Consider the following 11,664-nt stretch of genomic DNA (forward strand, 5'->3'; position numbering starts at 1 on the left):
GCTCCCGAGGGTGGGTCCTGGCAGAGGCGGGGGGGGGGGTGGTGGGTTTCTGTCCCCCCGCGAGGGGACAAAAAAACCCCACGATCCACTCGTCAGAACGCCCGGACGTACTGGTCGGGCCAGTGCGGCTCGGCGCCCAGCCGGGTCGCTGCGCGCCGGGCCCAGTACGGGTCGCGCAGCAGTTCACGGCCGAGCAGCACCAGATCGGCCTGGCCGGTGGCCACGATCTCCTCGGCCTGCTCGGGCTCGCTGATCAGGCCCACGGCGCCGGTCGGCACGCCGGCGTCCCGGCGCACCCGGGCGGCCAGCGGCACCTGGAAGCCGGGGCCCACCGGGATGTCGGCCCGGGCGGCGGCGCCGCCGGACGAGCAGTCGATCAGGTCCACGCCGGCGGCGGCCAACTCCTTGGCCAGTACGACGCTGTCGTCGACCGTCCAGCCGCCCTCGACCCAGTCGGTGGCCGAGATCCGGGCCAGCACCGGTACGTCGGCACCCACCGCCGCGCGGACCGCCTGCGCGACCTCCAGCGTGAGCCGCATCCGGCCGGCGCGGTCCCCGCCGTACCCGTCGGTGCGGGTGTTGGTCAGCGGCGACAGGAACTCGTGGAGCAGATAACCGTGCGCGGCGTGCAGTTCCACGGCCGCGAAACCGGCCTCCAGCGCCCGCCCGGCGGCGGCGGCGAAGGCCGCGACCACCCGGTCGATGCCCGCCGCGTCCAGCGCGGCCGGCACCCGGTACCCGGACACGAACGGCTGGTCGGTGGGGCCGACCGGGGTCCACCCGCCGTCGGCGTCAGGCACTCCGCCGCTTGCCGAGGCCCACGGCCGGTACGTCGAGGCCTTGAACCCGGCGTGCGCGAGTTGCACGGCCGGCACGGCGCCCTGTTCGGCGAGGAACCGGGCGATCGGTCGCCAGGCGTCCACGTGCGCGTCCGACCAGATCCCGGTGTCCTGCGGGCTGATCCGCCCCTCGGGAACGACGGCGGTCGCCTCGGTGAGGACGAGTCCCACCCCGCCCACGGCACGGGCGCCCAGGTGGATCCGGTGCCAGTCGGTGGGCAGCCCGTCCGGATCGGCACTGTACTGGCACATCGGTGCCATGGCGATCCGGTTGGGCAGGGTGACCCCGCGCAGGTCAAGCGGGCGGAACAACGATGTCACGGGTACTCCTCGGACGGCGGATCGGAAGGCTGGGCGGGCCGGAAGGTTAGGCGGGCCGGAAGGTTAGGAAGGCCGGAAGGTTAGGAAGGGCCCCTTCCTATACAAAAAGCGATAACAGGGGGCCCTTCCTTTCCGTCAGGCGGGGACGGGTTCGGCGGATGGTGCCGGTGCCGGTGCCGGTTCGGGGATCGGTGCCGGGGTCGGGTCCACGAGGTCGCGGCGGCCGGCCGAGTTGTACCGGGCGCGGTCGAGGATGCCCTCCCGGGCGGCGACCACGGTGGGCACCAGGGCCTGGCCGGCCACGTTGGTGGCGGTACGCATCATGTCCAGGATCGGGTCGATGGCCAGCAGCAGTCCGGCGCCGGCCAGTGGCAGGCCGAGCGTACTCAGGGTCAGGGTGAGCATCACCAGCGCACCCGTCAGGCCGGCGGTGGCGGCGGAGCCGACCACCGAGACGAAGACGATCAGCAGGTAGTCGACCGGCCGCAGGTGCAGGCCGAAGACCTGGGCCACGAAGATCGCGGCCAGGGCCGGGTAGACCGCGGCGCAGCCGTCCATCTTGGTGGTCGCGCCGAACGGCACGGCGAACGCGGCGTACTCGCGGGGGACGCCGAGCCGCTCCACGGAGCGCTGGGTCACCGGCATGGTGCCCACCGAGGAACGGGACACGAAGGCGAGTTGGATCGCCGGCCAGGCCCCGGCGAAGAAGCGCAGCGGGTTGAGCCGGCCGGCGGCGACCAGCACGGTCGGGTAGACCACGAACAGCACCAGGGCGCACCCGACGTAGACCGCCGTGGTGAACTTCGCCAGCGGGGCCAGCAGGTTCCAGCCGTACGCGTCGATGGCGTGCCCGATCAGGCCGAGCGTGCCGAGCGGGGCCAGCCGGATGACCCACCACAGCGCCTTCTGGACGATTTCCAGGACGGCCTTGTTGAGCGCCACGAACGGTTCGGCGACGGCACCGGCGGCCAGCGCCGCGGCACCGACCACGATCGCCAGGAAGACGATCTGCAGCACGTTGCCCTCGACGAACGCGCCCACCGGGTTGGTCGGGATGATGCCGGTGAGGAAGTCGGTCCACGAGCCGGTGTGTTTGGGCGGGGCGGCGCCGGCCAGGTCCAGCGTGACGCCCCGGCCGGGGTTGACCAGCAGGCCGAGGCCGATGCCGATGAGCACGGCGACCAGCGCGGTGATGCCGAACCACAGCAGGGTCTTGAGGGCCAGCCGGGCGGCGTTGGCCACGCCGCGCAGGCTGACGACGCTGACCACCAGCGCGGTGAACACCAGCGGCGGTACGGCCAGCTTGAGCAGTTGTACGAAGAGGCTGCCGACGGTGCCCAGCGTGCTGGACAGCCAGGCGACGTCGCCGTTACGGGCCAGGAAGCCCAGGACGACGCCGAGCACCAGGCCGGCGAGGATCTGGACGGAGAACGGGATTCTGCGCAGAGCGGTAGGCATGGGATGTCCAGTCGGATTCTCTCGGGAACGGACCGGGTTCACCGGACCGAGGGCGGGTCTGTGGGGGTCACCTCTGCCCGCCTGGTGGCGGGCTCAACGTCGCGGACGTGGCGACGGGTGTGGCGGGATCAACGTCGCCGACGTGGCGACGGGTCAGTGCCGGCCCGGACAGATGCCGCTGGCCTGCCGTCGCAGATCGACGTACAGGCGCACGGTGAGAAACCAGATGTTGGTCATCGTTGGCTGACGATACGCCGGGGCGGCTCCGCCAGGAAGGAGCGCTGGTCGTGATACTCCTTACCGGGCCGCTGGGAATACCGGACCGGCCCCGGCCACCTACCGGCCGCGACCGTCCGGCCGGGCGGTGTCAGCCAGGGCGCGGGTCATCGTTTCGGGGCGCCGAAGCGCCAGCAGGGTGCCCAGGGTGGTGGCCCAGAGCACCAGGTCGGCCAGGAGCAGCCGCTCCAGCGTCCCCACCACATGGCCCCGGCCCACCAGCAGCATCGCCAGCCCGACCGCCACCGACAGCGGCAGGGCCACCGCACTGGCCGTACCCGAGAGGCGGCGCGGGGCCGGGACCGGCGCGTACAGGGTGACGGCCAGCATGGCGAAGACGATCGAGGCGACCGCCGCGATGCTGGCGCCGCCGTGCGTCAGGTCAGCCACCCCCGCCCGCTGGAACGGCGGTAGCGGACAGCCGGCGTCGCAGGTCACCAACCCGGAGATCGCGGTGGCGGCGCCGCCGGCCACCAGCAGCGCGGTGGCGATCGGAACGACAGGTGCCAGCGCCACGGCCAGCAGCAGCAACCCGACCGCCAGCCCCAGCACACCGGCCCGGTACGTCCCGGCGTACCGGCTGCCCGCGACGCCGGCCTCGCTGACGTACCCGGTGAATCCGGGGGTGGGACCGGCGACCAGCGCGACGGTCACCGCGGCCGTGCCAGCCACCGCACACAGCGCGGCCAGCGCCCCGGCCACCCGGCGCGGCCACCCGTTGTTGATCACCAGGTAAACCTATCCGGGAGCTTTCCGGCGGGCCGGATATCCTGGCCGGCGGGTCGGCCGCCGCTATCCGGACCGCCCGACCCGTCCATCCCCCGCCGCGCCCGAACTCCCGGACCGGGACGAGGAGCGCGGTTGGCGCGACGAAGGGTTGAGCGATGACCACGGCGTACCTCGTCTCCGGTGTCCGCACCCCGATCGGCCGCTACGGCGGCGCGCTGGCCGGCGTCCGGCCGGACGACCTGGCGGCACACGCCATCCGGGAGCTGGTCGCCCGGCACCCGGGGGTGGACTGGGCGGCCGTCGACGACGTCGTTCTCGGCTGCGCCAACCAGGCCGGCGAGGACAACCGCAACGTGGCCCGGATGGCGGCCCTGCTCGCGGGCCTGCCCGAGCAGGTACCGGGCACGACCGTGAACCGGCTCTGCGGCTCGGGCCTGGACGCCCTCGCGATGGCCGGCCGGGCGATCGTCGCCGGGGAGGCCGACCTGATGGTGGCCGGCGGGGTGGAGAGCATGACCCGGGCACCGGTGGTGATGCCCAAGGCCGGTACGGCGTGGAGCCGTACCCCGGAGGTGTTCGACACCACCATCGGGTGGCGGCTGGTGAACCCGAAGATGAAGGCCGGCTGGGGCGTCGACTCGATGCCCGAGACGGCCGAGAACGTGGCGGCCGAGTACGGCGTCGACCGGGCCAGCCAGGACGAGTTCGCGCTGCGGTCGCAGCAGCGGGCGGCCAAGGCGCAGGCCAACGGCCGGCTCGCCGAGGAGATCGTGCCGATCGAGGTGCCCGAGGGTCGACGCGGTACCCGACTCGTGGAGGTCGACGAGCATCCCCGGGAGACATCCCTGGAGAAGTTGTCGGCGTTGCCCACCCCGTTCCGGTCCGGCGGCACCGTGACCGCCGGCAACTCGTCCGGGGTCAACGACGGCGCCGTCGCGTTGCTGGTGGCCAGCGCGGCGGCGGTGGACCGGTACGACCTCACCCCGCTGGCCCGGCTCGGCGGTGCCGCGGCGGCCGGGGTGGCACCGCGGATCATGGGCATGGGCCCGGTGCCGGCGACTCGGAAGCTGCTCGGGCGCACCGGCCACGACCTGGCCGACATCGACGTGGTGGAGCTGAACGAGGCGTTCGCCGCGCAGGCGGTGGCGGTGCTGCGCGAGTTGGGCCTGCCGGTCGACGCCGAGCACGTCAACCCCAACGGTGGTGCCATCGCGCTCGGACATCCGCTGGGCGCCAGCGGTGCCCGGCTGGCGCTGACGGCCGCCATCGAGCTGCGCAACCGGAGTGCGGCCCGGGCGCTGGCGACCATGTGTATCGGGGTTGGTCAGGGCATCGCCCTGTTGCTGGAGGCGCCGAACTGAGTCACGGCTCGAATTCGTCGATCCCACCCCTGCCGGCCGCCGCCGCCGCGCCGTATGCTCGGGAGCCATCCGCGTCCGGCGGCGACCGGGCGGCTGACGCCGGTCGGGCCGGCGTGGCCGGCGGCGGAGTCTGATCATCAGGCCGGTCGGGCCGGCCGTCGAGGGGACCGAGGCGGGCGATGGGACAGCCGGACGAGCTACCCGTGGAGATCGATCTCAGCCGGCCGAGTGCGGCGCGGGTGTACGACTACTTCCTGGGCGGCGCGCACAACTTCGAGGTCGACCGGCAGTTGGCCGAGCAGATCGCGAGCATGACGCCGAACCTCGCCGACACCATGCGGGCCGGCCGGGCGTTCCTGCGCCGCGCGGTCCGGGTGCTGCTGGCCGAGGGGATCGACCAGTTCCTCGACATCGGTTCCGGGATCCCCACCGTCGGCAACGTCCACGAGGTCGCGGAGACGGTCAACCCGGCGGCCCGGGTCGTGTACGTCGACATCGACCCGGTCGCCGTGGCGCACAGTCGGGAGATCCTCGCCGGCAACGATCGCGCCACGGTGCTGCACGGTGACCTGCGCGAGCCCGAGCGGATCCTGGACGGGGCCAAGGCGTCCGGCCTGATCGACCTCGACCGGCCGCTCGGGGTGCTGCTGGCCGGGGTGGTCCACTTCATCCCCGACGCCGACGATCCGGAGCGCATCCTGGCCACCCTGCGCGCCGCCACCGCGCCCGGCAGTCATCTGGTGATCTCCCACTCCACGTACGAGGACCAGCCGCGGGAGATGCTGGACGCGCAACGGCTGTCCGCGCGGACCGCGACCGAGATCACGTTGCGCTCGCGGGACCGGATCACCGGCTTCTTCGGCGACTTCACCCTGCTCGAACCGGGCGTCGTACACATGCCGCTGTGGCGGCCCGACGCGTCGTCCGACCTGGACGAGCACCCTGAGCGGTTCGGCGCGTTCGGCGGCGTCGGGCGCAACGACCGCCGCGCGGACGAGACCCGCTGACCGTGTCGTTGCCCGCCCCAGACCCGGGAGACGCCCCAGACCCGGGGAACGCGCCAGGCCCGAGCGGCGGGTCAGGCCCGGGAGACGCCCCGGACCTCGCAGTCGGGGCGGAGCCCGGCGAGGAGTACGACCGGCTCGGGGCCGAGCGGTACGCGCGCCGGTGGTCCCGCACCGCCGCGCGGCTCGGGTACGTGCCGATGAGTTCCCCCGAGACCGAGCAGGTGCTGCTGGAGCTGACCCGCCGGTTGGCCCGGGCGGTGCTCGCCGAGCCCTTCGACGCAGCCGTCGGTGCCGCCGTCGGGCGGGCCCTGGTGACCGCCCATCTCACCGAACCGGCGATCGCCGACGAGTCGGTGCGGGTCCTCGGTGCCGACCTGCTGCCGCAGGTGCTGCCCCGCTGGCAGGACTCACCGGCCCACCGGGACCGGGTGGCCCGGTTGCAGGGTGGGCTGGCCGCCGGCTTCGCCCGGGCGCTGCGGGACCGGACGTTCAGCCAGCAGGAACGGATCGCCCGGTCCGCCTGGGTGGCCCGGGATCAGGCCGAGCAGGCGCTGCGGGACAGCGAGACGCGGTTCCGCGCGCTGTTCACCGGCGCCGCCGTCGGGATCGGGATCGCCGACATCGACGGGCGGATCGTGGACGTCAACCAGTCCTTCACCGACATGCTCGGCTACACCGTCGACGAGCTGCGGCGGATGAGCGTCGCCGACCTGTTCCACGCCGACGACGCCGCCGGGATGTGGGAGCTGTACGCCGAACTGGTCGAGGGCAAGCGGGACACCGCGCGGACGGAGAAGCGCTTCTACCGTCGGGACGGCACCGCGATCTGGACCGAGTGCGCCGCCTCGCTGATCCGGTACGACGACGGCCGGCCCCGATACACGGTCGCGATGATCGAGGACATCACCGAGCGGTACGAGTTGCAGCAGCGGCTACGGTTCCAGGCTCTGCACGACCCCCTGACCGGGTTGCCGAACCGGACGATGTTCTTCGACCGGTTGGACACGCTCATCGGCAGCGCCGCGCCGGACGCCCGGATCGGGGTGTGCTTCCTCGACCTGGACGGGTTCAAGACGGTGAACGACACCCTCGGGCACGGCGTGGGGGACCGGCTGCTGGTCGTGGTGGCGCGGCGGCTCGCCTCGTTCGTGGCCGGCCAGGGCCACCTGGTGGCGCGGATGGGCGGTGACGAGTTCGTCATCCTGGTGGAGGACTGCGCGGGCCGGGACGACGTCGTGGCGGTGGCCGAGATGGCGCTGGCCGCGGTCAGCGAACCGATCCTGGTGGACGACCAGCAGGTCACCGTGTCGGCCAGCGTCGGGGTGGTGGACGGCGGGCTGGCCGACACCACCTCGTCGGAGCTGATGCAGGCCGCCGACACGACCCTCTACTGGGCCAAGTCCGAGGGACGCGGCCGGTGGGCCGTGTACGACCCGCAGCGCGGGGCCCGTGACCTCGCCTCGGCGGCGCTCGCCGCGCGGCTGCCGGCGGCGCTGGAGCACGGCGAGTTCACCCTGGAGTACCAGCCCATCGTTCCGCTCCAGGACGACGTACGGCCGGCCGGGTCCGGCCGGGTCGGGTCGGCGTGCGCGGTGGAGGCCCTGGTCCGGTGGGACCATCCCGTGCTCGGCCGGCTCGGCCCGGCCCGGTTCATCGGGCTGGCCGAGAAGACCGGGTTGATCGTCGGGCTGGGCCGATGGGTGCTGCGCCAGGCCTGCGCGGACGCGGCCGAATGGTTGCTGCGGTATCCCGAGCAGCCGTTGGTGGTGAGCGTCAACCTGGCCGCCCGCCAGGCCCGCGACCCGGACATCGTCAGCACGGTCACCGCGGCCCTGCGCGACGCCGGCCTGCCGGCCGAGTTGCTCCAGTTGGAGCTGACCGAGAGCGCGGTGATGACCAGCGCCGGCGAACCGCTGCGGTCGCTGCGCGGGTTGTCCGCACTGGGTGTCCGGCTGGCCATCGACGACTTCGGTACCGGCTACTCCAACCTGGCGTACCTGCGCAAGCTGCCGATCCACAACGTGAAGCTCGCGGGGGAGTTCGTCGAGGGGGTGGGTCTGGACGACCCGGTCGGCGCCCGCGGTGAGCGGATCGTCGACGCGCTGGTCCGGCTCGCCCACGCGCTGGACCTGACCGTCACGGCCGAGGCGGTGGAGACGGCCGAGCAGGCCGATCGGCTGCGCGCGCTCGGTTGCGACACCGGGCAGGGGCGTTGGTTCGGCCCGCCGGTGCCGGCCGCCCGGATCGACACGGCGCTGGCCGGTGGCGGCCCTTGCGCGGGTACGGCAGGCTGAGGGGTGTGGACCTGACCGACACGAACGGGCTCGTGACCCTGCTGGCCGGGCTGGCCATCGTGGTCGGACTCGTCTCGATGGTGCTGCCCGGTGTGCCGGCCCTGCCGGTGTGCTGGGCCGGGGTGCTGGGGTGGGCGCTGTTCAGCGACGCCGGCGCCGGCCGGTGGGTGGTGCTGGCCATCGCCACGGCGCTGGCGATCGGCGGTACGGTGATCAAGTATCTGCTGCCCGGCCGCAACCTCAAGCGCAGTGGGGTGCCGACGCTGTCCCTGTTCGCCGGCGCGGTGCTGGGGATCGTGGGTTTCTTCGTCATCCCGGTGGTCGGCCTGATCATCGGTTTCGTCCTCGGGGTCTTCCTGGCCGAGCTGGCCCGGCTCAAGGAAACCCGGCTGGCGTGGCCGTCCACCAAGTTCGCCGTCAAGGCCGCCGGTCTCGCGGTGCTGATCGAGCTGTGCGCCGGCCTCGGCATCGCCGCCGTCTGGATGGTCGGCGTGCTGTCCGCCTGAGCCGGGCGGCGACTGGTCACCTGACCGAGGGTGAAGCCTGGTCGCCTGAACCGGTGGCACCACGAGCGCGCGGTTGGCCCCGTCGGGCGGGTGGCCCGGCGAGTGGGTTGAGCGCGAACCGCGCGGCCGGCCGGTGCCTGCTGACGAAACCGGTGGAGGCCCCTTCCCGGGCCGGCTACGCTGCGGCCCCATGACACTTACCCACGATCGGGCCGGTAGTGGTCCGGCCGTCGTACTGCTGCATTCCGGCGTTGCCGACCGCCGGATGTGGCAGCCGCAGTGGCCGGTCCTGACCGACGCCGGCCACGACGTGATCCGCTTCGACTTCCGGGGGTACGGCGAGACGCCGGTCGCCAAGGAGCCGTACAACGAGGCGGAGGACGTGCGTGACCTGCTCGACTCGCTGGGGGTGGACCGGGCCGCCCTGGTCGGATCGTCCTTCGGCGGGCGGGTCGCGCAGGAGTTCGCGGCTCGCTGGCCGGACCGGGTGACCACGCTCTGCCTGCTGTGCCCGGCCACCCGGCTGCATCCGCCCACCGACGCCATCCGGGCCTTCAGCGAGCGGGAGGACGAGCTGCTGGAGGCCGGTGACGTCGAGGGCGCCACCGCGTTGAACGTCGACACGTTCCTCGGCCCCGAGGCGTCGGCGGCGACCCGGGAGTTCGTCGCGGGCATGCAGCGGCACGCCTTCGAGGTGCAACTCGCGGCGGGTGAGTCGGCGGCCCCGGCCCGGCACGAGGACTTCGACCTCTCGGCCATCACTGCGCCCACCCTGGTGGTCTCCGGCGACCGGGATGTCGACTACTTCCGGTCCACCGCCGACTTCCTGACCGAGGTGATTCCGGGCGCTGAGCATGTCCGGCTGCCCTGGGCCGGCCACCTGCCCTCGCTGGAGGACCCGGCCCGGACGAACCCACTCATCCTGGACCTGCTCGCCCGCCACCACTGACTCTGTCGCACCTGATCAGGTGTACGCCAGGTACCTCATCGGGGGCTGGACGACGTCGCCGACGTACACCTGATCATGGCGGGTCATTCGGTGCGGACCGTGCCAGGGCGATCGGTTCGGGTATTGACCTTGCTTCCCGGTGGGGTCGAGACTTGGCGCACCGGTGTGCGATGCCCGGCCGGTCCCCCTCCGGCGAGGCCAGCCGCACATCCCTCCCGCAGGAGGTGGGCGATGACCACCCGGTCCGCGAGCGCTGACAACGCGCGTCCCGACGACCCAACCCCCGACCAGGCCGGCCACGACGGTACGACAGATGGTGGCCCGATCGACGAGGACAGCCGGCGGCTGGCCGAACTCGGCTACCGGCAGGAGCTGCGGCGCACCTGGAGCGGCTTCTCCAACTTCGCCATCTCGTTCTCGATCATCTCGATCCTGGCCGGCTGCTTCACCACGTTCGGTCAGGCGTGGAACAACGGCGGACCGGTGGCCATCTCCTGGGGCTGGCCGCTGATCTCGCTGCTCATCCTGATCATCGGCTTCTGCCTGGCCGAGCTGGTGTCCGCGTACCCGACGGCCGGCGGGATCTACTGGTGGGCGGCCAAGCTGGGCCGGCCGGTACACGGCTGGTTCACCGGCTGGTTCAACCTGATCGGCCTGGTCGCGGTGACCGCCTCGGTCGACTACGGCTGCGCCACGTTCCTCAACCTCACCCTGTCCGCGCTGTTCCACGGCTGGGCCGGCACGCTGTCGCAGGCGTTCGGCCTGTTCGTGGTCATCCTGGCGCTGCACTGCGCGATCAACATCTTCGGGCACCGGGTCATCGACGTACTGCAGAACGTCTCGGTGTGGTGGCACGTGGCCGGCGCGGCGGCGGTGGTGTTGATCCTGGTGCTGGTGCCGGACCGGCACCAGAGTTTCCAGTTCGTCTTCACCGAGCGGTTCAACAACTCCGGCTTCGGCGGCGACACCGGGGACGGGACCTTCTGGTTCTACGTGTTGCCGCTGGGCTTTCTGCTCACCCAGTACACGATCACCGGCTTCGACGCCTGCGCGCACGTCTCCGAGGAGACCCGGGGCGCCTCCCAGGCCGCGGCCCGTGGGCTGTGGCAGTCCATCTTCTACTCGGCGATCGGTGGCTGGATCCTGCTGCTGGCGTTCCTGTTCGCGGCCACCAACGTGGACGCGATCAACGAGGCGGGCGGCTTCTCCGGCGCGATCTTCGCGACGGCACTCTCCCCGTTCTTCTACAAGACCGTGATCATCGTCTCCACGATCGGCCAGTTCTTCTGCGGGATGAGCTGCGTGACGTCGATGAGCCGGATGACGTACGCCTTCAGCCGGGACCGTGCGATACCCGGCTGGCGGCTGTGGTCGCGGGTCGACCGCAACGGCACGCCGGTCAACGCCATCCTCGCGGCCTCCGCCGCCGGCCTCGTGCTCACCCTGCCGGCGCTCTACCAGAGCAAGGCCGGGGTGCCGGTCGCGTTCTACGCGGTCGTCTCGGTCGCCGTCATCGGTCTCTACCTGGCGTTCCTGATCCCGATCGCGCTGCGGCTGCGGATGGGCGACGCCTTCGAACCGGGACCGTGGACGCTCGGTCGGCTGTCCCGGCCGCTCGGCTGGATCGCGGTGATCGAGATCGCGGTCATCTCGGTGTACTTCATCCTGCCGATCGTGCCAGCCGGGGTTCCCGGCAACGCCGACTTCAGCTGGTCGGCAGTGAACTACGCGCCGATCGCGGTCGGCGGCATGCTGCTGCTGGTGGGCGGCTGGTGGTACCTCTCGGCCCGGCGGTGGTTCACCGGCCCGCGCCGGACCGTCGACGCCGTGCCCGGGGACCCGCCCTGACGGGCGCCGACCGTTAGGACCGTTAAGAAGGGTCCCTTCCTATACAAAAAGCGATAAGAAGGTGCCCTTCCTTTCC

8 protein-coding genes and 1 pseudogene are annotated in these 11,664 nt (G+C 72.3%); 6 read left to right on the top strand and 3 right to left on the bottom strand.

The features are described 5' to 3' along the window. Nucleotides 1–92: 92 nt before the first annotated feature. The 3 genes from ACXN5W_RS05075 to ACXN5W_RS05085 all read right to left on the bottom strand — a co-directional run bounded on the left by ACXN5W_RS05075 (nt 93) and on the right by ACXN5W_RS05085 (nt 3,623). A complete protein-coding gene (locus ACXN5W_RS05075; protein WP_473156968.1) occupies nt 93–1,160 on the bottom strand; it encodes an NADH:flavin oxidoreductase/NADH oxidase in 1,068 nt (355 codons plus the stop codon). A 135-nt stretch (nt 1,161–1,295) separates the two neighbouring features. After that, entirely contained in the window at nt 1,296–2,606 is a 1,311-nt protein-coding gene (locus ACXN5W_RS05080; RefSeq protein ID WP_473157081.1) for a dicarboxylate/amino acid:cation symporter, read from the bottom strand. A gap of 348 nt (nt 2,607–2,954) precedes the next feature. After that, nucleotides 2,955–3,623: a DUF998 domain-containing protein gene (locus ACXN5W_RS05085; protein ID WP_473156969.1), complete on the bottom strand. Its 669-nt coding sequence runs from the start codon at nt 3,621–3,623 to the stop codon at nt 2,955–2,957. A 155-nt stretch (nt 3,624–3,778) separates the two neighbouring features. On the opposite strand from ACXN5W_RS05085, the gene pcaF reads away from it, so the two are divergent. The 6 genes and pseudogenes from pcaF (at nt 3,779) to ACXN5W_RS05115 (ending at nt 11,588) form a co-directional block, all read left to right on the top strand. Beyond that, on the top strand, nt 3,779–4,984 hold the full coding sequence (gene pcaF, locus ACXN5W_RS05090; protein WP_473156970.1) for a 3-oxoadipyl-CoA thiolase: 1,206 nt from the start codon (nt 3,779–3,781) through the stop codon (nt 4,982–4,984). A gap of 179 nt (nt 4,985–5,163) precedes the next feature. After that, nucleotides 5,164–5,991, top strand: a complete 828-nt coding sequence (locus ACXN5W_RS05095; RefSeq protein ID WP_473156971.1) for an SAM-dependent methyltransferase — start codon at nt 5,164–5,166, stop codon at nt 5,989–5,991. A 116-nt stretch (nt 5,992–6,107) separates the two neighbouring features. Then, nucleotides 6,108–8,285, top strand: a pseudogene (locus tag ACXN5W_RS05100) (putative bifunctional diguanylate cyclase/phosphodiesterase); the annotation flags it as partial. A gap of 5 nt (nt 8,286–8,290) precedes the next feature. Continuing rightward, nucleotides 8,291–8,791 (top strand): DUF456 domain-containing protein, encoded by a 501-nt coding sequence (locus tag ACXN5W_RS05105; RefSeq protein ID WP_473156972.1) that lies wholly within the window; start codon nt 8,291–8,293, stop codon nt 8,789–8,791. Nucleotides 8,792–8,981: 190 nt separating this feature from the next. Continuing rightward, nucleotides 8,982–9,740, top strand: a complete 759-nt coding sequence (locus ACXN5W_RS05110; protein WP_473156973.1) for an alpha/beta fold hydrolase — start codon at nt 8,982–8,984, stop codon at nt 9,738–9,740. A gap of 231 nt (nt 9,741–9,971) precedes the next feature. Then, the gene (locus ACXN5W_RS05115) at nt 9,972–11,588 is read left to right on the top strand and encodes an amino acid permease (protein ID WP_473156974.1); all 1,617 of its coding nucleotides are present in this window, start codon (nt 9,972–9,974) and stop codon (nt 11,586–11,588) included. Nucleotides 11,589–11,664 lie beyond the last annotated feature (76 nt).

It is taken from the genome of Plantactinospora sp. A48 (assembly GCF_055793945.1).